Annotated in this window: 20 protein-coding genes; 12 read left to right on the top strand and 8 right to left on the bottom strand. The window is 38.5% G+C overall.

The genetic code is table 11. From position 1 onward, the window contains the following. Positions 1-15: 15 nt before the first annotated feature. Complete coding sequence (locus B0169_RS07885; protein ID WP_077285410.1) at positions 16-882, bottom strand: alpha/beta hydrolase family protein; 867 nt, start codon at positions 880-882, stop codon at positions 16-18. Between the two features lie 492 nt (positions 883-1,374). Between B0169_RS07885 and B0169_RS07890 the strand changes: the two genes are divergently transcribed. The 3 genes from B0169_RS07890 to B0169_RS07900 are packed head-to-tail and all read left to right on the top strand — an operon-like array spanning position 1,375 to position 2,495. Then, positions 1,375-1,677 carry a DUF883 domain-containing protein gene (locus B0169_RS07890; protein ID WP_077285411.1) on the top strand — a complete coding sequence of 101 codons (303 nt, stop codon included), beginning with the start codon at positions 1,375-1,377 and terminating at the stop codon, positions 1,675-1,677. Positions 1,678-1,716: 39 nt separating this feature from the next. Then, the gene (locus B0169_RS07895; protein ID WP_077285412.1) at positions 1,717-2,217 is read left to right on the top strand and encodes a hypothetical protein; all 501 of its coding nucleotides are present in this window, start codon (positions 1,717-1,719) and stop codon (positions 2,215-2,217) included. Further along, positions 2,214-2,495, top strand: coding sequence for a hypothetical protein (locus tag B0169_RS07900; protein WP_077285413.1), 282 nt, complete (start codon positions 2,214-2,216; stop codon positions 2,493-2,495). The genes B0169_RS07895 and B0169_RS07900 overlap by 4 nt, the downstream gene beginning before the upstream one ends. Positions 2,496-3,300: 805 nt before the next feature. Here B0169_RS07900 and B0169_RS07905 read toward each other — a convergent pair. Continuing rightward, on the bottom strand, positions 3,301-4,110 hold the full coding sequence (locus B0169_RS07905) for an RMD1 family protein (RefSeq protein WP_143323494.1): 810 nt from the start codon (positions 4,108-4,110) through the stop codon (positions 3,301-3,303). A gap of 958 nt (positions 4,111-5,068) precedes the next feature. Between B0169_RS07905 and B0169_RS07910 the strand changes: the two genes are divergently transcribed. The 5 genes from B0169_RS07910 to glsB all read left to right on the top strand — a co-directional run bounded on the left by B0169_RS07910 (position 5,069) and on the right by glsB (position 11,483). Next, a complete protein-coding gene (locus B0169_RS07910) occupies positions 5,069-6,994 on the top strand; it encodes an AsmA family protein (protein ID WP_077285414.1) in 1,926 nt (641 codons plus the stop codon). A 417-nt stretch (positions 6,995-7,411) separates the two neighbouring features. After that, on the top strand, positions 7,412-7,996 hold the full coding sequence (locus tag B0169_RS07915; RefSeq protein ID WP_077285415.1) for a hypothetical protein: 585 nt from the start codon (positions 7,412-7,414) through the stop codon (positions 7,994-7,996). A gap of 614 nt (positions 7,997-8,610) precedes the next feature. Continuing rightward, entirely contained in the window at positions 8,611-9,483 is an 873-nt protein-coding gene (locus tag B0169_RS07920; RefSeq protein WP_179143631.1) for a LysR substrate-binding domain-containing protein, read from the top strand. A 133-nt stretch (positions 9,484-9,616) separates the two neighbouring features. Beyond that, positions 9,617-10,126 carry a hypothetical protein gene (locus tag B0169_RS07925; RefSeq protein ID WP_077285417.1) on the top strand — a complete coding sequence of 170 codons (510 nt, stop codon included), beginning with the start codon at positions 9,617-9,619 and terminating at the stop codon, positions 10,124-10,126. A gap of 424 nt (positions 10,127-10,550) precedes the next feature. Continuing rightward, entirely contained in the window at positions 10,551-11,483 is a 933-nt protein-coding gene (glsB, locus tag B0169_RS07930) for a glutaminase B (RefSeq protein WP_077285418.1), read from the top strand. A 116-nt stretch (positions 11,484-11,599) separates the two neighbouring features. On the opposite strand, the gene B0169_RS07935 is transcribed toward glsB, so the two are convergent. Beyond that, on the bottom strand, positions 11,600-13,222 hold the full coding sequence (locus B0169_RS07935; protein WP_077285419.1) for a M28 family metallopeptidase: 1,623 nt from the start codon (positions 13,220-13,222) through the stop codon (positions 11,600-11,602). Positions 13,223-13,311: 89 nt separating this feature from the next. Beyond that, the gene (locus B0169_RS07940) at positions 13,312-13,911 is read right to left on the bottom strand and encodes a hypothetical protein (RefSeq protein ID WP_077285420.1); all 600 of its coding nucleotides are present in this window, start codon (positions 13,909-13,911) and stop codon (positions 13,312-13,314) included. Positions 13,912-14,125: 214 nt separating this feature from the next. On the opposite strand from B0169_RS07940, the gene B0169_RS07945 reads away from it, so the two are divergent. Together B0169_RS07945 and ltaE are read left to right on the top strand one after the other, a co-directional pair. Beyond that, entirely contained in the window at positions 14,126-14,851 is a 726-nt protein-coding gene (locus tag B0169_RS07945) for a YebC/PmpR family DNA-binding transcriptional regulator (protein WP_077285421.1), read from the top strand. Between the two features lie 73 nt (positions 14,852-14,924). Next, positions 14,925-15,950 carry a low-specificity L-threonine aldolase gene (ltaE, locus tag B0169_RS07950; protein ID WP_143323495.1) on the top strand — a complete coding sequence of 342 codons (1,026 nt, stop codon included), beginning with the start codon at positions 14,925-14,927 and terminating at the stop codon, positions 15,948-15,950. Between the two features lie 50 nt (positions 15,951-16,000). On the opposite strand, the gene B0169_RS07955 is transcribed toward ltaE, so the two are convergent. Genes B0169_RS07955 through relA form a run of 3 tightly spaced genes read right to left on the bottom strand, consistent with a single transcriptional unit; the run spans position 16,001 to position 19,864 of the window. Continuing rightward, positions 16,001-16,801, bottom strand: coding sequence for an enoyl-CoA hydratase-related protein (locus B0169_RS07955; RefSeq protein WP_077285423.1), 801 nt, complete (start codon positions 16,799-16,801; stop codon positions 16,001-16,003). A gap of 47 nt (positions 16,802-16,848) precedes the next feature. Beyond that, positions 16,849-17,649: a nucleoside triphosphate pyrophosphohydrolase gene (gene mazG, locus B0169_RS07960; RefSeq protein WP_077285424.1), complete on the bottom strand. Its 801-nt coding sequence runs from the start codon at positions 17,647-17,649 to the stop codon at positions 16,849-16,851. A gap of 13 nt (positions 17,650-17,662) precedes the next feature. After that, complete coding sequence (gene relA / locus B0169_RS07965) at positions 17,663-19,864, bottom strand: GTP diphosphokinase (protein WP_077285425.1); 2,202 nt, start codon at positions 19,862-19,864, stop codon at positions 17,663-17,665. Between relA and B0169_RS07970 the strand changes: the two genes are divergently transcribed. Continuing rightward, entirely contained in the window at positions 19,863-20,114 is a 252-nt protein-coding gene (locus B0169_RS07970; protein ID WP_077285426.1) for a hypothetical protein, read from the top strand. The genes relA and B0169_RS07970 overlap by 2 nt on opposite strands. A gap of 106 nt (positions 20,115-20,220) precedes the next feature. Here B0169_RS07970 and rlmD read toward each other — a convergent pair whose 3' ends face one another. Further along, positions 20,221-21,552 carry a 23S rRNA (uracil(1939)-C(5))-methyltransferase RlmD gene (rlmD, locus tag B0169_RS07975; protein ID WP_077285427.1) on the bottom strand — a complete coding sequence of 444 codons (1,332 nt, stop codon included), beginning with the start codon at positions 21,550-21,552 and terminating at the stop codon, positions 20,221-20,223. Between the two features lie 142 nt (positions 21,553-21,694). Between rlmD and barA the strand changes: the two genes are divergently transcribed. After that, the gene (barA, locus tag B0169_RS07980; protein ID WP_077285428.1) at positions 21,695-24,490 is read left to right on the top strand and encodes a two-component sensor histidine kinase BarA; all 2,796 of its coding nucleotides are present in this window, start codon (positions 21,695-21,697) and stop codon (positions 24,488-24,490) included. Positions 24,491-24,529: the final 39 nt, after the last annotated feature.

A 24,529-nucleotide genomic window follows, 5' to 3' on the forward strand; every position in this document is an offset into this window, starting at 1 on the left:
GCCTTAATTTTGTCACTATTTATGCATGGCTAACCAATCTAAAGCATATTTCCACAACACATTCGATTTCTTGCTAAAAAATTTCATATGCCCGATTTCTGCTAACCCATAATTTTCAGGAGCCAATGTTAGTGTTTGCGCATTTAATTTAGGAAACACCGTAAGCATATCAGCAACATTGGCGTCATTAGCAATATCATCATCAGTGGCATTTACCCATAACGAGGGCGTCGTTAGCTCGTCGTATAAATGCTCAAAAACAGTTTTGCCAAAGGCTTCTTTGACATAACCTTCAGCATTACACCAAGCTCTCCATTGCTTCGCGACATTTTTAGGTAAAGGCTCTCCCATACCGAACCACTGTGATTTTGTATAACCAAAAATAAGATTACTGAACGGAATAAATAAATTCATAAAAAAATGAGCTTTCATCCGATGGGAAAGTCGCATATTTTGCAACTGCCCTGAAGAGCATGCCACATTAAAAACAGAGCTTATTTCTTTTACATTAGGCATTAAACCAATCAGCTGCCCGCCCGCACTATGACCTATTAAGTGATACTTAGTGGCTGGAAAGCTAGCTTTTAGGTAATTAAGCGCTGCCGGCATATCTTTTTCGCCCCAGCACTGAATGGAAGCCTCACTATGCTTAATACTTCCCGTTAAAGACTCCCCAATCCCTCGATTATCAAAAGTCAGCACCGCGTAGCCATGTTCAGCTAAAAAATTAGCAAAGGATATATAAAACTGTCTTTTTATGCCGGTAGCAGGCGCAATTAACACAGCCCCTTTCATGGCGTTATGAGGTTGAAAAAGCGAAGCAGAAATTTCCTGTTCATCAGTACAAATGATTTTAACATTTGTCGAAGATATTTCCTTCATAGCCTACAACACCTTATTTTAATTATTAGTGACTATTAATAAGTAAGACTAACGCTAATGAAAAAGAAAAACTATATAGATGAAATAATTAAACAATCAATTCATATAAAAACAAAGTTTGTTAACTGATAGAGAAAATGGCTAACACAGTATTAAACTTATAGTTAACCCCATAGTTAATCATAAAAAATAACTCTGCGCGCCTCCTGATCAAAACACGCTTAATCACTTGATACGCTGCCCAGTTAGCTCACCAGCAGACTCACTAACAAGTTAAGTATTACTGGCTATGCAGTAAGTAACTTTTTCAATTTACTATGTCAATTTTGCACTGATGAAAAACAATAATAGCAACCCATAACCTAACAAAGAACCTAAACAATTGATTTAAAATTAAAAACACAAAAAATATCGCTTGGCCTAATCATTGCACCTCTCCTATTACTAGCAAATGTTACTCACTATAGTTTTTCAACAAAGGAGATAGCTCACATGGCTAACACAACAACAGCTAACACTAAAAAAACAAAATCTACACACCCAGTATCTGACAAAGTTCAAGACTCATTACACGAATCAATTGACAATCTTGCTGAAAAAACAGCCTCTACTGAAAACAAGCTACGTAACGCTGCGCAAACAAGCGCAGAAAGTCTATCGGCTAAGCAAAAAGAAGTACAAGATAAATGGCAACAATCCGCGGTAAAAAAATATGCCACTGAAAATCCAGTAGCAACCGCAGGTATTGCATTTGCGGCAGGCGTGTTACTAACCAGCTTATTACGTAGAAAATAATTAAAGCTAGCTGTAGCTGGTAACTGAGGAACGTATATCGTGACTAAATACACACAGCCAACAGGCTCAATACATTCGCCAAGCCATGCTCAGCTAAACCAGTCTCAGGCCAAAAGTGCTGAGACTGAAAGCTTACGTTTAAAGCAAGAAGGTGAGCGAAAAAGTCAGCAAGAGCAATCAACCCAAGCTTCATTTGAAGATACCTACTCTGCGCTTAAAAGTTTGTTTAAAATTAAACAAACTAAATATCACAAAACGCTCAAGCTAGTTTTTTTAGAGGGCAAAATAAGCCTGCAAGCCATAGTGGTATTTGCCATTTTGTTGCTGCTTATTTGCATTTTTATCACCTCTTTGTGGAGCTTAATTAACGTCGCCATAGTACTGACAGTCATGCACTTTTTTTCAGCGCTTTGGCTCGGGCTATTAACCGCAGCAGGCCTTAACTGCCTACTTATTGCACTATTTTTCATGCTATTAAAAAGGGTAAAACGCGAGGTCGGTTTTAGCCGAAGCAAACGGGTACTAGCAGGTGATTTATGATCATATCGTTACTAAAAGTAGCTAAACAAGCGGATCAATGTGAAGACCAGCTAAAACTGATAAATGCGTTAGAGCGGGCTCAAAATCATCGCGCTAACAGCAAAACGATGGCACTTATCACATCCCCCAAAGGGCTGTCAGCCATTTTCACAGCAGGTTTGCTCAAAGGCTTTATGCACCCAAGTATTACTGGACAGCTAAAAAAAATGGCGGTTATCTTCGGTAAAAGCAACCTTGATGACTGGCTTAAAAGTAACAACTTTGAAGAGCCCAAATAAAGTTAATCATCTTAAGTTCGCTACTTAGCCTGAACTCTGGATAAATGAGTACTTGATATTCAAGTGAATCAAAAACTTAGGTGGCAAAGTAAATGCTATGACAAGGTGAACATCACTAATAGACACCATCAATGCTTCATTTTATGCCATTTCCAAGGCAAAACGTTTATGAATAGTGAGCTATACCCAAGCCACTTGAAAATGCAGTTTCAGAGTTAAGCTAGGAAATTAGCGCAAGGCACAGCACTTGATAATGGTTATTCTCGATAATTGCTCCTGCATTATCCTAATGCCCCACATCCCTGTGGGAACCTTATCAAGTGCTGCACAGCTTTTTTGCTCCAGACAAAAGCTAAGTACATACATCCATGTATGCAACGCTGCACTGATTTTCTAGCTTAGCGCCCACAGGGCAAGGCGATAAAGGGTCATCTCCGGCGTTATTGATTTCGACAATGGAACAACCATTCCTTTCAATCAATGCCTTGGTGCTAACCCTTTTTCGACTTGCACAATCCTGCATTTTCAGGTGGTTTGGGTATATTTATCGATGTTTTAACGCAGGTAATGGGTTAAAAGGGAAGATTGAGCAAGTGCTGCTTATCCAGAGTTCAGGTTACTTAATTACAATTAACACTAACCGCTTTATTTTGTAGGGAAGTTTTTCTTCAGGGAGTGAAAGAAAATTAAATTGTTAAATAGTTAAGTGATAAAAATTATCTAAGCAGCTGCTATCCCCACTATCAAGTAGCATAACGATAAAAGCGCTTGTACTTGATAGTAAGAATATGATCAGGTTATTTCATTAGAACACTAAATCTTTTAGCTCTTGCACAAAAAATAAGACGATTTCTATCGCAATTAGCACGATAATAATCCATTCTAAAAATGAAGAATGTTGGTGCTTCTCCTCACCTGCTAGCATTTCAAATAACTCATGAATGGTAGCCAGTTTTTTTGATAATAGCTCAACACGTTGATGAATATCCATATAACGCGCCATGCGCTGATAAGTAGCTTCGTATTCTGGGTACTCCCAAAAAAAATCAGGCGTATCAAGCAAGCCATAATGTAAAATAATATCACTTTTTGTACTGATCAGCGTGCCTCTAATTTTAGCAATTTCCTTATGGCTAATTGATATTTTACCGGTTTTTGCTAATTCTTCAGGAATATGCGAATAATCTTTTATTGAGTTTTGCGCTTGAATTTCATATTCCATTAACTTATTTGATTGCGCCAAGGCATGGCTTATTGCTAAGCGCGATAATGGGTCTTGATCAGGCAGCGAAATAAGGTCTTTTTTAATAACTAACTCATCAGAAAAAGTAAAACGCAGGTGCTCTTCGATTTGCTTAATATGGGTTGTATTGTCTTTTTTCAGACGATTAATTAACGCTTGGCGCTCTTCTGTATCGACAGCCCAAAATACCACTACGCCATAATCAAACAGCCAATATTCTCCTGTAGCAAGCACTATTTGCACTGCATCTCTGTAGCGAGTGCCACCTTCAAAAAAACGTTTATCGATATTAGAACTTTCTGATAGAAAGTCATCACCAAAATTATAAACTGATAATTTATCGTTACTAAAAATAATTTCGTTATCTGTCATTTCGTTATCTCTTGTTACTCTTATAAGTTATTGCGTTACGTTTATTTTTCACACGAACTAAAAATAACCGATAATAATTTGCGGTTATTCGTTAGGTATTCATTTTCTACTGTGCTTTTTATGCTGAAATACTTTTTAATTTCAACGGCATCAGCACGGGTGTTTAACATCAAAGCTGTAATTTTCTTCTATCAATAGCACATGATCTTTAAAGGCTGGCATTTCTGCTTTGGCGCTTGAAACAACAGAGTAAAACCTAGAAACGCCCTTAAGCGTCTATATTTTTGCCATACTGATGTATTTATCAGTGCCTATTTACTAATGCCTATTTACCAAGAGGTTTTAGTAACGACAAGTAAATAAAAAAGCGATTGAAAGCCGCTGTTTACTTGGCTTTATTATCAACAATATTTAGAGGGCGATAGGCTCGCTCAGGTAAAAATTTGCTAGATTTTGCGCCAAAAATAAAAAAAATCAATATCAATATTTTCATCAAACTAAGCAAAAATTTTCATCTTGTTTTGTCACTTCGAACGAGAGCTAATTATGTTAATTTTCACTTTAATTTAGCCCATTACACAGCAAGCATTAGCATGGTTATGGCTTGCTTATCACGAGTGTAAAAATAAAATGCATAACATTTTTTGGAAGGTAGCATGACTGGCTTCACTGCTAGTAATGCTGATGGTATTAATACAATCAATACCAAGTTGATTAACACCTGCACTTGCGCAAACACGAATACATACAAAGTTCGCCTATCTATTCCTTAAAAAGCACTTTTATAATAATGTTGTCATATAAAAAACGCATTTAATCAGCATGGTACATGGCTATCTACTCTGTGATGAGTGTTTATTTTTATTACCAGCAGATATAAAAAATTCATCATAATTCAATGAATTAAATTTATATATTTACTATAGTAGGCATTAAGTTTCGTCAATTAAGGGCCACCATGAAAACTTTATTCAAATCTGTCGCCATCATCATATTTATGATTGTGTTATTAATCGTCGCCGCAACTCAATTAATATCAACACAAGACATTGTTAATCAAGTGAGCAGCACAGTAGAGCAATCAACAGGGAGAACATTAACCATTAATGGCGAACAAAACCTCAGTGTGTTTCCTTCGTTATCTATTGAATTAAAAGACGTTCATTTATCTAATAGCAACGGCGGCTCTCAACAAGATATGGCTATTATTAGTGAATTATCTATCCATATTGCTTGGCTTTCAGTATTTTCTGGTGAGCTAAGCATTGATAAATTCGTGATAAATAACCCAGACATCCTGTTAGAAAAAAACGTTGATGGCACAGTTAACTGGCAGCTACTGCCAGAAACGAGTAAAAGCTCAGCTGAAAAAACAGCAAGCTCTGATGGCAACATGGCGCTGCCTAAGTCTTTTGATATCAGCCTTGGTCAAGTAGAAGTTAACGGTGGCAAACTCACTTATATTGATCACCAAAGCAAAAAAACAACCGTTATCGACCAACTTAATTTAGCGGTGTTATTGCCCTCTTTACGCCAAGCGCTTAATTTTTCAGGCAGCGTGCGCTATATGTCACAGGTATTTGAACTTGAATCAAGTATTACCACGCCAGAAAAAGCTATAAATAACCAGCCATTTACAGTCAAGTTAGACCTAACTTCAGCCTTGGCTAAATTAAGTTATGAAGGTGAAATTTTACAACAAGGTAAAGACATTAGCGGGAAATTATCGCTATCTGGCGACTCGGTTAAAGCCCTATTAAACTGGCAAAACATCCCCTTAACCGCAAAAGATGCAGCCTTTAACAAGTTTGCCTTCACCACCGATATGCATTTTACTAATAACAAATTAACCCTTAAAAACTTACTAGTTAATCTTGACGCACTTGCCTTTAAAGGCGACACAACAGTAACCTTATCGACGCCAATCCACATAGCCAGCAATATTGATTTAGGCATATTAAACCTTAATCCTTATTTACCCGAGCCAAGCGCGAAAACACCACCCGCGAGCACAACAAAAAGCCAACCTATTGTATGGGATAACAGCGCTATTGATTTATCAGCGCTAGAAGCATTAAACGCGGATATTGCCATTAAATCGAGTCAACTATTAGTACGTGACATTAAGCTGGGTAAAAATGAAATAGCTCTGGTTTTAAATAAAGGTGTTGCCAATGTGCAATTAAAAAGCTTTCAGGGTTATGAAGGTAACGGCCATGGCGAGTTAACTGTAAATGCTAATAAAAAACCCTATAAAATTAGCACAAAATTTGAACTAGCCAACATTAACGCCGAGCCACTACTGACAGACGCTGTTGGTTTTGACAAATTAATCGGAAAAGGTCAATTAGCTTGGAGCTTAACCACTCAAGGTCTGAGCCAACGTGACTTTATTGCTCAGCTCAATGGCGAGCTTGATTTTAACTTTAACGATGGTGCCGTTAAAGGCCTTAACTTAGCTGCGATAGCAAAAAGCGCCAGTAATATTATGCAAGGTAATTTATCAGCGGTAAGTTTAGACAGCGACTTTAGCAACGCTGAAAAAACCGATTTTGCAGCATTAACCGGAAAATTCACCTTGAATAATGGTGTAGCCAATATTAATAATTTAGCGCTAACCAACCCTTTTATTAGAATATCAGGAACAGGCGATATAAATTTACCTGCAACAACAGTTGATTTACATATCAAATCAAAATTAGTGGCATCCACACAAGGACAGGCCGCTGATACCGATAATTCAGGTATTGAGATACCAATCAAGATCATCGGGCCATTTCATGACATTAAAATCCGTCCTGATATTAGTGCTGGCGCTAAAGATAAAGTGAAAGAAAAAGTAAAAGATAAGCTCAAAGATAAACTCAAAGGCCTGTTTGGTTAGGCACTATTAAAGTAGACATATTAGAGTGAGAATATTAAAAGATAAATATCCTCAGGTGGCTTATTAAGGGGCTGAAAGTCATCATCAAAGCTTAACTTATCGGGGGTAAGTGGTATTTACTCCCGATAAAATTTAATGGGGCATATAAAGCTGCTAAATTTTCTAGATAAATTCACTTTTTGATTAAATAGTGTAGAGCACTTTATGCAAAACAAATATGGGGTTGCCCTTTGAGTGCTCTAATCCAAGAAAAGCTGAAGAGTTTCTAGAAATAAGTAGAGTTTAACTATACCAAGCTGTTAAACAAGACAAAAAACAGTTGGTTTTTCCTCCTCCGTCGATTATTTTAATGCCTGTTAACAGCCTCGTTAGTTGTTCATACCTATTTAATCATCAATGTAAACTAAAGGAATATAAATGAAAAAAATAATTTTGCTGGTTTTATTAGCAGTGCCATTATCTTCTCAAGCTGGAATACTCGGCTTTCTTGGTGACGTATCAAGTATTTCTTCTGCTATGAACTCTGGACAGCAGTCATATAGTCAAAGCGATCTAAAAAAACTTAATTCATATTTATGGAAGCGTGTAGAGAAAAACCAGAAAACAGATGGTTATCAGTTTTTAGCTGAGGCATTGGAAAAATCAAATAAAGCTAGTTACTTGGATACAGCTGCGCAAACATATTACATTAACGGACAAAAAGAAAAAGCCATTGAATTGTATGAAACAAGAGTCCTTCCAACATCTAGAGCAACTTGCACCGGTTGTGATGCATTCTACAAAAAGCTGCTAGGGCTTAGTAGAGATCAAGAAATACCTTATTCTAAGATATACGAAAAGCAGAAGAAAAAATTGGAATATCTTCAAAACAAAGAGCCAGAAAAATCAGTTAAAAACTCTGATGAACTCCCTATTAATATTGCTATTTGGGGGATCCTAGTTGCACTTATATTAAACTTAGTTATAAATACAATTTCTCTTTTCAAGCCAAGACAGCCATAAGCTAATTAAACAATAAAATAACAGCTGGTTACACTTGTGCCTCACACATTGTAGCCAGGCATTATTTTTCCGCTTATTAAACATTAATGCTATTAAATTGCCCCAAACAAGTGAAAGAGACAGCGCCTAAATGCTATTTATGAGAGCGTTTAATTTCAACGTTAAAATCGACTTTCTTTCTCCAACCACAATTTAGCTGTTAAGGAAAAATTTAAGCAGTATTTTCAATTTATTTAAAGCTTCTCATAAAATTATCAACTAGCTCAAGTGTTTAATAAACGAACAAATGAAAATAATTCACCTATCGAATGAATTTTTCTCGTTTGCTGGTAATAAAAAATCACCATAAGATGAACTTGTTTTTGAGTCTCCCCCGATTCTACAAACGTTTTTACATAGTTAATTTGTTTCATTTCAAGGACATCAATTGATGTCCTTTTTTTTCTTTAAATTTTATCAACAACATTATTTTGGTGCAAAGCCCCCATTATGGTGCGCTGCAGATCGAGATAACACTCAAATAAAACAATATACCCTTTAAAATCAATGCATTAAATTTAGGCTTGAGTTTTGCTATTGCTATTTGTCATCCTTAAAAAATATTAACTATGTCAATACAAACACCTATACGTGGCCTACGCTCTTTTTGCGTAGCGTCGAAATGTTTGAGCTTCAAACATGCAGCATCACAATTATTCTTAACTCCATCAGCCGTTAGTCATCAAATAAAACAACTGGAAGCACAGTTGGACACTAGCCTTTTTAAACGCGGCACCCGAACTATCGAACTTACCAGTGCCGGTAAACAATTTTATCAGTCAATTCAGCCTATAATTCACCAATTAGAATCGACCATAACGGAGTTTACCCAAAAGCAACAAAATCAAACTATTGTCATAAGCCTGCCAGAGTTTTTTGCTAGTGAACTATTTGTTCCTAGTCTGTCGTTGTGGTCTGAGAATAACCCAACTATTAACCTTCAACTAGAAACAGTAAAGTCCAGTAGTGAACAGTCACAGTCTGCCGATTTATCCATTGTGCTTGCTAACGGCAAACCTAATGCCAATATAGTTCACGAACTATTTCCTATTCGCTATGCACCTGCCTGTAATAAAAAATTATACAAAAAATTAAAAAGCACAGGATTTGCGGCTTTAAAATCAACACCGCTAATTCTGCACAGTTCACGCCCATGGTCTTGGCACCAATGGGCTGACAAGGTCGGTGTTGATGACTTTGACCCTAAACAGATCATCCAGTTTGACAGTATGTTTGGTGTGGCACGCGCAGCACAACAAGGTATGGGCATAGCTTTAGTCCCCCTACCGATGAGTAAAACCTGGTTTAGTGAACAACTGTTAGTAAAACTATTTGATGAAGAATTAAATACCAACGATAAGTATTATCTTATTCAGCATGAAAATATGGATAGCCGTCCAGAGCTAGGCTTATTTGCTGAGTGGGTAAAAGATGCTTTTGTCGCTTGATGACTTATTACCGCCTTTCTGTATAGGTGAATATAATTCACCTAACGAATTTATTTTAATCGTTTGTCAGTAATAGCGCTTATTTCTATAGTGGCTATGTACCGAGGTGGTACTTAATTAATGGAGAAAAAACATGAAAAAAACGATATTTATTAGCTCAATACTAGCAACATTATTGCTAACTACAGCTAACCCAGCCTCTGCCGCTGATGCTAAGTTTAAAGTTGCCGTGGTAAAAGGTGCCGTTGGTAGTGTGGATATTACCAAAGGTGAATTAGCTTCAGGTATCGAAAAACTAACATCCAATACAAGCGATCAAGACTTTTACGCCAGTAAAATGAGTTTATGTGTTGCTTATTTACAAGCGCGCTACAACGACAAATCTGAATCAACCTGTACTGCAGCAATCAACAGCTTAGAGTCTTTGCCGCATGCAAACAGTAAAGTGCGTTACCTAACCGCGTTAAATTACAGTAACCGTGGTGTTGCTCGCTATAGAAAAAACCTATTAACTGCAGCATTAGCAGATTTTAAAGCAGCTGTTGCTATTGATCAAAACCCAATTACTAACGCTAACTTAGCTAGCATGAGAAAACTGCTACCAGCAGCAAAAGTTGAAACGGTCGCTGAATTGGCTGAATAATATTTATTTTATAGTTAACCACAACAGAAGGAATAAGCGCATGCTAAACAGTATTATTAAGTCAATTAACTCAACAGTAAAATTTTTCATTGAAATTAAACATATTTCTGTCAGTCAATGGGACGTTGAGCATAAGGAGCAGATAATGCATTGCGAACACTTACAGCAACAGAATAGGTAAGCGACACATGCATTTAAATAAGCATCCATACAGCTAAGTAATAATAAAAAATTTAATAATAAATATTATTTAGCTGATGCGTTACATACTAGCCACTGTCGCTCAACATACCGCCAGATGATAGACAGCCTCCTCAAATATTTACCTACATTGACAAAGCACTAGGCAAGTATCACTTTTTGTGCATAATGGGCGACCATTTATATTTTATTGCTAGTCAATAAAGCCATAAAAGTTCGTTATATGATTAAAGACATCGCCAACTTACAAGCCACATTGCAAACCTTACTCGCCGGACAAAAAGATTTATATAATCAAGGGCATGTCGCTGACTACATACCAGCACTTGCAGAAGTTTGCCCTAAAAAAATGGCCGTTTGTGTCGCAACAATTGACGGTAAGAGTGTTGGTGCTGGCGATTATCAAGAAGCTTTTTCAATTCAAAGTATTTCGAAAGTATTCGGCTTAGTGATGGCCATGAATCGAATTGGTGATGACTTATGGCAACGGGTTAATATGGAGCCATCAGGGCAACCATTTAATTCGATTATCCAGCTTGAATGGGAAAAAGGCATTCCACGAAACCCGGTGATCAATGCTGGAGCATTATTAGTCGCAGATGTGCTCGCCAGTCATTTCTCTGCCAGTAAGTTAGCTTTTTTAAGCTTTATGCGCACTTTAGCCCATGATGACAGTATTTTTATCGACAACCATGTTTATCAGTCAGAGCTATCTCATGGCAACCGCAATGCTGCACTCGCTTATCTGATGAAAAGTTTTGGCAATATTGAGTCCGAAATTCCTGATGTGCTAAGCCATTACTTCACGCAATGCTCAATTGCTATGACTTGTGAGCAATTAGCCACTAGCTTGCTGTTTCTGGCTAACAAAGGTGTAGACCCAATAACGAAAAAAGTTATCTGTACGCCACGAGATGCTCATCGAGTCAATGCGATATTATCAACCAGTGGTATGTATGATCAATCTGGCGAGTTTGCCTTCTCAATTGGCTTGCCGGCTAAAAGTGGGGTTGGCGGAGGTGTTGTCGCTATAGTGCCTAACTATGGGGTTATTTGCACTTGGAGCCCACCGTTAAACACTTTTGGCAACTCAGTGATCGGAACCAATTTATTGGCTAATTTAGCCCAAGAGCTTGGCTTGTCAATTTATCATTAATTAATCAATAATATAACAGCAGCACTTAGCTTGGGCGCTCAAATTTACTATAGCTTAAGGCAAAAAAAACGACACCAGCGCTTGCACTGATGTCGTATTTATTGTCCATGCGCGCCTTATTGTTTATCTTGCAAACGACGGTTTTTAAAATCTGATTCGGCTTTCCATTGTGGCCAGTGCTCGCTATTAGCTAATGTGCTAGCAATATCAGCAATAAGTTTTATGTCTTGCTCCATCCCACCTAGCGACCACAGTGGCGAGTAATCATCTTCTTCTTTATGATAACGGTGCGCAATATAATCAGGGTCAGTATCACCTAAACTCATAAATAATAAGCTAGGCACCCCTTGTTTTGCCAATGAAAAATGGTCTGAGCGAAAGAACAAGCCATTTTGCGGTCGGGGATCCATTTTAACTTTTCGTTGTTGTTTTTTACTCGCATCTGCCAAGTAATCTTCCATTTCAGACAAGCCTTTGCCGTACTGCAAAATATAATCAACCGCATCTAAGGCGTTCATGCCATCAATATTTAGCATTGCCACCATATTTTTAGTCGCCACAACTGACCCTAAAGCAAATAGCTCAGAGCCAATCATACCGGTTTCTTCAGCAGTAAAATTAACAAATAGGATAGAACGTTGAAATGGCTTAATCTTATGTTGCTGCATAAGAATACGCGCCAGTTCAACGGTTGCAGCACTGCCCGTGGCGTTATCAATGGCACCATTGTATATTTTCGGACCATTAGCCGTTTGCTTAGTACCAAAATGATCCCAATGCGCACTAATCACTATATATTCATCCGCGCGACTTTCGCCTTCAATCATCGCAACAACATTATTCGATTCTGCATTTTTAATCGCACTGTTTAGTGTCAAATTAGCGCTTTGCGGTAAACTGACGGCTTTAAAATCAGGACTAAGCGCATAGTGTTGCATTTCATCAAATGACAACCCAGCATCAGTAAAAATTGTTTCGGCAACGGCATGTTGAATCCAGCCCATAATAGGCAACTTACTGATATTGTTTTCACTGTCTACTAAAGTATATTTACTACCCGTATTTGAACTTTCAACCACGCTCCAAGGATAAGCTGCTGGTGCGGTTTGATGCACAATAAACACCGCTTTAGCACCTTGTCGGGCAGCTTCTTCATATTTATAAGTCCAGCGACCATAGTAAGTCATGGCATTACCAGTAAATAGCGCATCGTTTTGTGTTGCAAACCCAGGATCGTTCACTAGCACCACGACAGCTTTGCCTTTTACGTCAACATTAGCATAATCATTCCACTGATATTCAGGGGCATTAATACCATAACCAACATATACTAGCTCTGTATTATCTAATGTCACCGAGCCATCTACTTGCTGTGTGCGAGCGGTAAAATCTTGACCCGCTTTAAACTTATGCTGGCCAATCACTAATTGCATATTTTGATCGGGAGTTACTTTCGCCATAGGCACCGCTTGATAAAAACTGTTTTTATTACCTGGCACAAGCCCTATCGTTTGATATTGTTTGGCTAAATACTCAATGGTTAGCTTTTCTCCGGCGGTTAGCGGACCTCGACCTTCAAACTCATCAGAAGCAAGCACTTTAATATCTTGGTGTAGTTTGTTTAGATCAACGTTAATGCGACTTTCTGCTTGTTCAACTGTTTGATCTGTCTTTTGCGAACAAGCAGTAAAACCAAGTAATGCTAACAACGCGCAGGGCAATATTATTTTTATTTTCATGAGTTTAATCTGTTAGTTAAAGCGACAAGGCAAATAATATACACGCTCATTACAGAAAATAAAGCTTTAGCGCATAACCCGAGCGTATATTATGGCTTTAGTTGAGAAATGAGTTGGGCCAGTCGTTTAATATAATACTGATAGCCATTATCATCGTAATTTGTTGACAACGAGTTCATAAAACCATGTAAAAATTGACTTTGCTCGATAGTAACGGCTGACTTATCTTGCACTGCACTTTGAAACTCAGTGATACAGAAGTGTGATTCTGAGCTCGGTAAGATGAGTCGGGTCGCTACCTTGGGTGTTAACTGCGTCATATGACGAATTTGGCTACTATAGAAACAAATAGCCCCTAGGCATTGCTCAACAGTATTGTTCGCACACAACTGCCAGATAGCGCTACCGCCAACACTAAAACCGATCAGTAGCTTATGACCTGATATTAGCGATAATTGCTGATCAATAGCTTCAAGATAATTGCTTAAGCCAACATGTTGGGTAAAATGTTGATAGGCCGCTTGTTCTGACTCGAATGACATTTGCTGCTGTTGGTACGGACCAAGTATATGGCATTCAACATTAATTGTTTTCTCAAGGCTTAACGTGATTTTTTTACATAAGTTTTTAAACTCCTGAGTCATGCCAAAAATATCGGCCACGAAAATGATATGTAACTTATCACTCATAAAAACACCTTCTTTCCTAATAACTCATTAATCACATTAATTCGTGAGGTTTACGCTATTAATTCAATAACAACCTTACCTTGATTTATGCAAATTTTTGCATGCTTTATTAAAATTTAAAAGCTCAAATGGCCCGAACACTAGAAATAGCCGGCGCTACCCGTTAGAATCTAGCGCATAGAAATTTTATTCATCAGCAACGAGACGTATTCAGATGGGCAGAGCATATCAAAACCGCAAATTATCTATGGCCAAAACTGCTGGCCAAAAAACTAAAGTCTATTCAAAGTACGGAAAAGAGATTTACGTACTAGCGAAAAATGGTGGTGTAGACCCCGATGGTAACCTTGCTTTACGTCGTACCATTGAAAAAGCAAAAAAAGATCAAGTGCCAACGCATGTAATTGAAAAAGCAATAGAAAAAGCTAAGGGTACGGGTGGCGAAGATTATGTAGAATCACGTTACGAAGGCTTTGGCCCTGGCAACTGCATGGTTATTATTGATTGCTTAACCGACAACGGTAACCGAACAATTAAAGATGTTCGCCAATGTTTTACTAAAACCTATTCAAAAATTGGTTCATCAGGCACCGTTTCACATATGTTTGATCACCAAGCGGTATTCGCTTTTAAAGGTGAAGATGATGAGAGTGTATTAGAAAACTTAATGATGGCTGACATTGATGTTACTGATGTTGAACTTGAAGATGGCATTATTACTGTTTATGCACCGCACACTGAATTCTTCAAAATAAAAACTGAATTTGCTGAAAGCATGCCTGAGTACGAATTAGAAGTGGAAGAAATCACTTGGGTACCACAAACTTATACCGAAATTTCAGGTGAAGATGATTTAGCTAACTTTGAGAAATTCATCAATATGCTAGAAGATTGTGACGACGTACAAAATGTTTATCACAATGCTGATATCGCAGAGTAACAACAAGCAATAATAATTAAAGGCATCGAATCAGATGCCTTTTTTAATTTCCCTAAACCATAAAAGGCACACCATGATTGATTTTCGCTCAGATACTGTAACAAGACCAAGTAAAGCAATGCGAACAGCGATGGCAAACGCAGAAGTCGGCGATGACGTTTATGGTGATGACCCAACAGTGAATGAACTAGAGTTTTGGGCTGCAAAACGACATGGCTTTGCAAGCGCTATGTTCTGCAGTTCAGGTACTCAAGCCAACTTATTAGCACTGATGGCACATTGTCAACGCGGCGACGAATACCTTTGTGGCCAACAAGCACACAATTATAAGTTCGAAGGCGGTGGAGCCGCTATTTTGGCTTCAATTCAACCGCAGCCAATCGATAACGAGAATGATGGAACATTATGCTTTAAAAAGCTCACTGCTGCTATAAAGCCTGATGATGCGCATTTTGCACGTACCACCTTATTGAGTATCGAAAACACCATTAACGGTAAAGTGCTACCACTAAGCTATATGGCTGAGGCACGCGATTTTACTACCCGTAATAACCTAGCCTTACACCTAGATGGAGCTAGAGTTTACAATGCGGCTAGTGCCTTAAATGTTGATATTACCGAGATTTGTCAATATGTAGATTCAATGTCTATTTGTTTATCGAAAGGACTAGGTGCGCCAATAGGCTCTTTACTACTTGGCTCAGAAGCGCTGATAAAAAGTGCCAAACGTTGGCGTAAAGTCGTTGGCGGCGGCATGCGCCAAGCCGGTATTATTGCAGCGGCAGCAAAAATAGCACTTGAAGAAAACCCAGCTAAATTACAGCAAGATCATGATAACGCGAAATACTTAGCAACAGCATTAAATCGATTACCTGAAGTTAGCGTTAACCTCAGCCATGTTGAAACAAATATGGTTTTTGCAACATTTGCTGAAACCATAGATATAACGAATTTAGTGACAAAACTGAAGAATAAAAACATATTAGTTAGCACGGCTAATCCAATGCGTTTAGTTACTCACTTAGATATCAGTCAAACAGATATTGACTGCTTTATACAGCAACTAACCAATGTCTTGAACGCTAACACTAAGGCATAAAATAGCAACTATAAAAATAGCTTAGTTGTTTAAACTATTTTTAAAACAGCTTATTTTGCAAGTTTCTCGATCATCGTGTTCACGGCATTTAAATGCTCAGGATTGTTATGACACATACCCTGAAAAACGGCACATATATCAAGAAAATCGGGCAGTTCAGTACGCTGCGCTAATTTCATTAAACGCTTAGTTAAACGCAGTGAAGCAACAGGCTTAGCTGCTATATTACTAGCAAGTTGATTTACTCGCTCGAGTAAGTGCTCAGGTTCAACAACATCAAGCACAATACCTATTTCTTTTGCTTCAATAGCATCGATAACACGACCACTAAAAGTTAACTCTGCTGCTTTTTGGTAACCAATTAAGCGCTGCATAAACCATGCACCACCATCACCTGGAATAATACCTAAGTTAACAAAAGTCTCACCAAACTTAGCTTTTGTTGAAGCAATACGCATATCGCACATGTTAGCAATATCAAAACCAGCACCTATTGCCGGACCATTAACGGCGGCAATAACCGGCACCTCTAATTTATGCAAAGCTAAGGGAATGCGCTGAATCCCCTCTCGATAACGTCTTTCCAAGGTTTGTACATCGCCAGCAAAGTCCCCTGCTCGCTCTGCCATATCTTTAATATTACCGCCAGAAGAAAACGCCGAGCCTTCGCCTGTTATAATCAATACCGCAATTTCGGGTGTGGTATTAATCCACTCAACAATAGTAACAATGTCATCGGCAATCTCAGTACCCGTCAAGGCATTGCGAACATCATGTCGATTAAAGGTCAGGGTCACAATATTATTATTAAGCGCTATTTTACTGTCGACCAATACCGGGAGTGAACTCATATTTACCTCTAAGGTTGCATTAATTATTGTGCTTTTGTTAGCTGAGATTAAGATTTTTCAGCAATTTTTACTTGTTGCCAAAATGCTTCAAGCTCGTCTAGAGAGTGTTGCTGAAAGCTTTTATCACTATCATTGACCTGTGCTTCAACACCTTGGAATCGCATAGTAAACTTCTGATTTGCTTGTCGCAACAGAGCTTCCGGGTCTTGCTTAGCATGTCGGCAAAGGTTCACTACCGCAAACATTAAGTCACCTAACTCTTGAGCTAAAGCATTGTCATCGTGATGTAACTCAGCTTTGACTTCCAAAACTTCTTCTTCGACTTTGGCAAATACATCATCAATATTATCCCAGTCAAAACCGACATGAGCACAGCGTTTTTGAATTTTTGCTGCTTGTGATAACGCCGGCAGATTGCGTGGAATATCAGCTAGCATACTCAAGCTTTCATCATTATTTTTAGCTTGTCGCTCTTTCGATTTTTCATTTTCCCAGTTAGCTTTAATTTCTGCGTCTGAAGAAAAATCACTACTAGCAAAAACATGTGGATGACGACGAATGAGCTTTTCACAAATTGCACTTAACACACTGTCAAAGTCAAAACGTTTTTCTTCCGCGCCTAATTGGCTATAAAACACCACTTGAAACAGTAAGTCGCCAAGCTCTTTCTCTAATTCAGCAAAGTCTTCTTGCTCAATTGCATCTGCTACTTCATATGCTTCTTCAATAGTATGAGGAATAATTGAGGCAAAAGTTTGCTTTAAATCCCATGGACATCCCGTTTCAGGATCACGTAATTGCGCCATTATCCAGCGCAGCTTTTCAATTGAGGGTTTAGCCGTTAACATAAGTTACTTTTACCTATAATCTTTTTACTTCAACAACATCATCTAGTTGTTTTAATTTTGCCAATAATCGACTAAGCACTTCGTGATTCGCGACTTCTACTTTGATGTTCATGCTCATACTTTGCTTGGCGTGATCTGTGTTGCTTTCAATACCAATGATACTAACACGCTCGTTAGAGATAATAGTCGAGATATCTCTGAGTAGACCTTGGCGATCACCACCAATAATATTAATGCTAACTTGGTAACTTTTATTATGATCTGAGCCCCACTGCACCTCTACTTCACGCTCGGGTTGTTGCTCTAGTGCATTAGCCAGTTGCTCACAATCAAGGCGATGCACGGAAATGCCGCGCCCTTGAGTAATAAAGCCTGATATTTCATCGCCGGGTACCGGATGACAACATTTTGCCATATGGGTTAGCAAGTTGCCCACACCAGAGACCGTAATGCCATTACTATCACCCGTTTGGTCATCAGCTTGCTGAGGCTGTCTAATTAAACTTTGCGGGTCAATTTCTTCTTTTGGTTTTAACTTCTCATTTTGCTGCTGTAAAAAGTTTACTACTTGCACTAAGCGTGCGTTACCTGAGCCAATAGCGGCAAACAAATCATCATTAGTGGTTAAATTAAAACGCTCTGTTGCCGCAGACAAGTCAACCTTAGCTAAAGATAACTGTAACTTCGCTAAAGCCGTTTCTAGCATCTCTTTACCGGCGGCAAGGTTTTTATCTCGATCGAGTAAACGAAAGAAATGCTGGACCTTAGCCCGTGCGCGTGAGGTATGAAGATAATTTAGACTTGGGTTTAACCAATCTCGGCTCGGATTAAGTGTTTTACTGCGCAAAATTTCAACTTTATCGCCAGTTTGTAAGGTATGAGTAAAAGGTACAATACGACCAAATACTTTGGCACCAATACAACTATGGCCGACATTAGAATGAATATAGTAGGCAAAATCTAATGGTGTCGAGCCACTAGGCAAATCGACCACATCACCACTAGGGGTAAAGACATAAATACGGTCTTCAAATACTTGGCTGCGTAGCTCATCAAGTAGCTCGCCACTTTCAGAAACATCTTCTTGCCATTGTAGAATTTTTCTTAACCAGCTCACTTTTTCATCAAAACCGGAAGTTTTGCCGCTGGCATTACCTTCTTTGTATCGCCAATGCGCTGCAACCCCTAACTCCGCATCATCATGCATTTGTTGAGTTCTAATTTGCACTTCAATTGCTTTACCTTCGGGGCCTAGAACAACAGTATGAATTGACTGATAACCATTGCTTTTCGGTGTAGCAACATAATCATCAAATTCTTTCGATAAATGCTTCCAACTGGTATGTACTAGGCCTAATGCGCCATAGCAACCTTGAAGTTCATCAACAATAATACGTACGGCACGCACATCGAATAACTGCTCAAAATCCAGCGACTTTTGCTGCATTTTCTTCCAGATACTATAAATATGCTTTGGACGCCCATACACCACACCTTTAATACCCGATGACTGTAACTGTTGAGATATATTACCAACAAAATCAGCCATATAACGTTCTCTTTCGAGACGGGTTTCATCAAGCTGTTTAGCTATTTTTTTATAAACATCAGGGTGAAGATAGCGAAATGACAGGTCTTCTAACTCCCACTTTAATTGCCCTATCCCTAAACGGTTAGCAAGTGGCGCGTAGATATTACTGGTTTCTTTAGCGGCTAAAACACGAGTTTCTTCATCACTATTTTTAACTAGACGTAGATGACATAAGCGTTCAGCTAATTTGATAACAACTGCCCGCACATCTTCGACCATAGCCAACAGCATACGACGGATATTATCAATTTGGTTAGCGCTAACTTTGCTGGACTGTGATTGCTGCAAAGCCTTAATCGCTTCCATTTGGCCTACGCCTTTGCACAATAAATAGATTTGTTGTGAAAAGTTTTCTTCAATATATTCTAAGCTAATGCAGCCATATTCATATAATGGACAAATGAACGCTGCGCATAATGAGTCAGTATCGAGATTCAAAGCCGATAGAATTTCTACCATCTCTAAAGATTTAGTCTGGCAAGGCGTCGCATCATCAAATAAATCATTCACTTGATGATATAGCTTTTCTAATGCTATTTTTTTATCGTGTTCTAATTCGAGCCGACCTAACCATTGCTCAAAGCTTGCTTCCGACATTTGATGTGACTTACGCACAGAAACCATGAAATTCACTACCTCCGATTCAATTTCAACCATTTATTTTGATAAAACAGCAACCGACTTATACCCAAACCACTTGCAAATGCAGGATTCAGCAAGTCGAAAAAGGGTTAGCACCAAGGCATTGATTGAAAGGAATGGTTGTTCCATTGTCGAAATCAATAACGCCGGAGATGCCCCTTTATCGCCTTGCCCTGCGGGAGCTAAGCTCGAAAATCAGTGCAGCGTTGCATACATGGATGTATGTACTTAGCTTTTGTCTGGAGCAAAAAAGCTGTGCAGCACTTGATAAGGGAATAACCATTATCTGCGTGCTGTGCCTTGCGCTGAGTTCCTAGCTTAACTCTGAAACTGCATTTTCAAGTGGCTTGGGTATATAAGCTAAACATTACCATAGTTTCAACATGCTTTGTTTGCGAAAACATGTCCATTAAGGCTATTTTTTCAATTTTATAACCGTGATCAATAAGTAACTTAGCATCTCGTGCCAATGAAGCTGGATCACAGCTTACATAAAGCACTTTTTCAATATTAAAGTTCAGTAGTTGTAATAAGGCTTGGTATGCTCCCGCCCTAGCAGGGTCAAGCAACACTTTAGTATATTTTTGCTTAGCCCATTGATGCGCTTGCCAATCGCTATTTAAATCAGCTTGATGAAATTGACAATTGCTCATGCCATTCTTTTCGGCATTTGCTTGGGCTTTATCAACCATAGATTGAACACCTTCAATACCAACCAACTGACTGACTTGCTGTGCGATAGGTAAACTAAAATTACCTAAACCACAAAATAAATCCAAAACAATATCTTGAGCATTTAACGCTAGCCATGCTTGCGCTTGTTCAACCATCAGCTTATTGACCTGATGATTAACCTGAATAAAGTTATTAACATCAAATTCAATGTTGATAGTATCGCTTATCGGATAAAATAATACCTGCTCAGCCCCTAACGGCGTAATGCTTTTACCGTCGTCAAAATATATTAGATAATTATTGTTATTCGAAAAACGTTGCCAGTGCTGTTTATCTTGGGCTGTCAATTTAACTAATTGACGTACCACAACAATATTTTCATTAGCAGCAATAACCTCGATATGACCAACAGCATTCTTTCCTGACAAGCTTGGTAAAAGTGCTTTTAATTCAAGAAAAATATCATCAAAAGCAGCCGCAAGTACCGGGCAAGATTTAATGTCGACTAGATGGCTGCTCTCACGCTGACGAAAACCAATAATCGGCATGCCGCGTTTATCATACTGTACCCCAATTCTTGCTTTACGACGATACTGCCATGGTTGGCTGTCAATATGACTTTGCCAAGGCAAGTCTTGGTTTAAAGCTTCGCGTGCAAATAATTGCTTAATTTTATCTTGCTTATATGTCAGTTGATGTGGGTAGTCCATATGTTGTAAGTTACAACCACCACACTGAAAATAATGACGACATTTCACTTCAGCACGCGCGTCACTGCGGCTAACTATGTTAATGAGTTTGGCTTTGGAAAATTTACTTTTTTGTTGATAAACCTTCACCTCTACCGTTTCATTTGGTAGCGCACCCTCAATAAAAACCGGCTTTTTATTATGAAATGCAACACCACAGCCTTGCTGATCAAGGCGGGCAACCTTCACCGTTAAGTTTTGTTGTATTGCTGTTTTTTTAGCGCTTGCTTTGAAAAAATTTGCCATAGCTATCTTAGTTTGCCATCAAAGATGCGACATAATTTATGCATTTGCCGCCGTAGTGAATGATTATCTATTTGGTATTAGTCTAATATGTGCCATTATAGAGTTATTAACCCAATGATTTTACACTAAAGCTCAACAAAAAATGCATAAAATAAGCCTGAAAGATTGGGTAATTTTACTTACGATCGTACCAACGACCATAATCAGTTTAATTGTTGCAGGTTACTTATCTTATAGCCGCTATAGCGAGCTCGATCAGTTCGTTTATCAACGAGCCACAAGCATCATAGCGCCGCTTGCTATCAGCAGTGCTGCACCATTATTAGAGAAAAAGCGCGATAACTTAAGAACCTTAATTGGTTTTAGTCATCGTAGTCAGTCTGATATTATCAAAAGTATTGCGATTTTCACCAAAGACAACCAAGTTTTTGTCACTAGTGCTTATCACGGCGATACCCATATTATGCGGGTCAAAGCTGGGCAAAGTTTGCCTAATCGAATCGTTTATGACGACTATGATGATTACCTCATTTATCGTGCACCAATTATTGATGAATTTACCGCACAAACCAATGAGTCGATACTTAATACTGACCTTAACAGCGATATTATTGGTTATATTGCCATACAAGTTGACAAAAGCAGCATTAAGTTTGCACAACAAAAGCTATTGATCAGTGCTTTTTTTATTGTCTTAGCTGGCATCATTATCAGCGCCCTATTTGCCTATAAACTGATCAAAAGCGTTACTCGGCCTATTTCATCGATGGTATTGGCGATAGATCGTATTAGAGAAGGCAAAATAGAAAGTCGCATCAGTGGCCAGTTATTAGGTGAGCTAAACTTTCTAAAAAATGGTGTCAATGCTATGGCACAATCTTTAGGGGATTACCAAGATGAAATGCAGCGCAGTATTGATCAAGCCACGATAGATCTACGCGAAAGTTTAGAACAATTTGAAATTCAAAACGTTGAGCTCGACATAGCAAAACGTAAGGCGCAAGATGCCAATAAAGTTAAGTCAGAGTTTTTAGCCAATATGAGCCATGAGCTACGAACACCGCTCAACGGTGTAATTGGCTTTACACGGCAAGTACTAAAAACACCTTTAAGCGATACCCAGCGCGATCATTTACAAACGATAGAACGCTCAGCAGGTAACTTACTTTCCATTATTAATGATATTTTAGACTTTTCTAAGCTTGATGCTGGTAAAATGGTCATTGAAAACATTCCATTCTCTATTCGCGAGTCGGTAGAAGAAACCTTAACCTTACTTGCCCCTAGTGCACATAAAAAGAATATCGAATTATCATTACGGGTTAGCCCACAGTTACCAGACTCACTTATTGGTGACGCTATGCGTGTTAAGCAAGTTATGGTCAACTTAGCGAGTAATGCCATTAAATTTACCGATAAGGGCTCGGTAGATATTAATATTGAAGGTAGTGTTATTGCTCAAAACCTTTATAAAATTAAAGTCACCGTACAAGACACAGGTATAGGTATTCCAAACCAGCAACAACACTCTATCTTTGAAGCTTTTGGTCAAGGGGATAAAAGTGTTACCCGTATCTATGGCGGTACAGGTTTAGGCTTAGTGATATCACAACGCTTAGTGTTAGAGCTTCGTGGTAATATTGGCTTTGAAAGTATTGAAAATAAAGGCTCTACTTTTTGGTTTACCTTCCAATGTGAAGTTAACCCTATCCCCACTTTACAGATGCCAACGCCTGAATGCCTAAAAGATAAAACCATTCTCTACTATGAGCCTCATGCAGCAAGCCGATTAGCCACGGCTGAAATTTTAGCAAGTTGGAAAATGAAAACGGTCTGTATTACGCATGCAGATGAGATAGATGAATTACTGGCTAATAAAGAAAGATTATCGTCCTTTGATTTTGCCCTCATTGGTCATGACGTGACGCCATCAGCTCTAAATGAGGTGAAAAAGTTAATCTTTACTATTAAAGATATTATCCCTTCAATACATCTCGCGATTAACAGTAATTCGCCTAGCTTACACGAAGCGTTGATTTCAAGTGGTGCAAAAACTTGCATCAGTAAACCGATCACCGTGCAACGCTTAAGTAAGACATTAGTACCTAAAGCTAAATCAGAGCCAAGCAGCTTAATTCAATTATCAGAGCAAAAAGTCCCTATTAAGGTACTGGCAGTCGATGATAATGAAGCAAACTTAAAGCTGATCAGTGAATTATTACTTGAGCAAGTCAGTGAAGTTGTCACTGCTACTAATGGTGCTCAGGCAGTAGAATTATGTCGGCATGAAAAATTTGCCTTAATATTTATGGATATACAAATGCCGGTACTTGATGGCATTTCAGCCTTGGCTATTATTCGCCAACAAACACTTAATGAACACAGTCCAATAATCGCGGTTACTGCGCATGTTTTCGGGGAAGAAAAAGATAAACTGCTCGAGAGTGGCTTCGACTCATTTGTTACTAAGCCCATTGATGAGGCGATGCTACATCACAGTATTTATGAATACTGTGATTCAGCCCTGCTCGCCAATCGTCCTGCGATCATCTCACCGTCTGCAGAGCCGATTACTAGTTCAAGAGTGAAGATTATTGATTGGACATTAGCACTACAAAGGGCCGGACAAAAAGCGACCTTGGCTAAAGATATGTTTATTGGCCTCGTGAACAGCTTACCTGAAAGTAAGGCAAATATTTCAGAAGCGCTTATTTCTCAAGACATTGAGCAACTAAAAGTATTAATTCACAAACTTAATGGCGCTTGTTGCTACTCTGGTGTACCAAATTTAGGAAAAGTAACTCACGAGCTTGAAACAGAGCTAAAGCGTGGTATTGCCTTAGATGATTTAGAACCAGAGTTTTTTGAGTTTTTTGAACAAATAGATTTAGTGCTTGAAGATGCGAGTGCTTTCATTAAAAAGCTTGAGGCGCAATAGCCGATATTTAGATAGATTTAACGCAAGGAAACCTTCTAA

It is taken from the genome of Cognaticolwellia aestuarii, assembly GCF_002000025.1.
GTDB classification, from domain to species: domain Bacteria; phylum Pseudomonadota; class Gammaproteobacteria; order Enterobacterales; family Alteromonadaceae; genus Cognaticolwellia; species Cognaticolwellia aestuarii.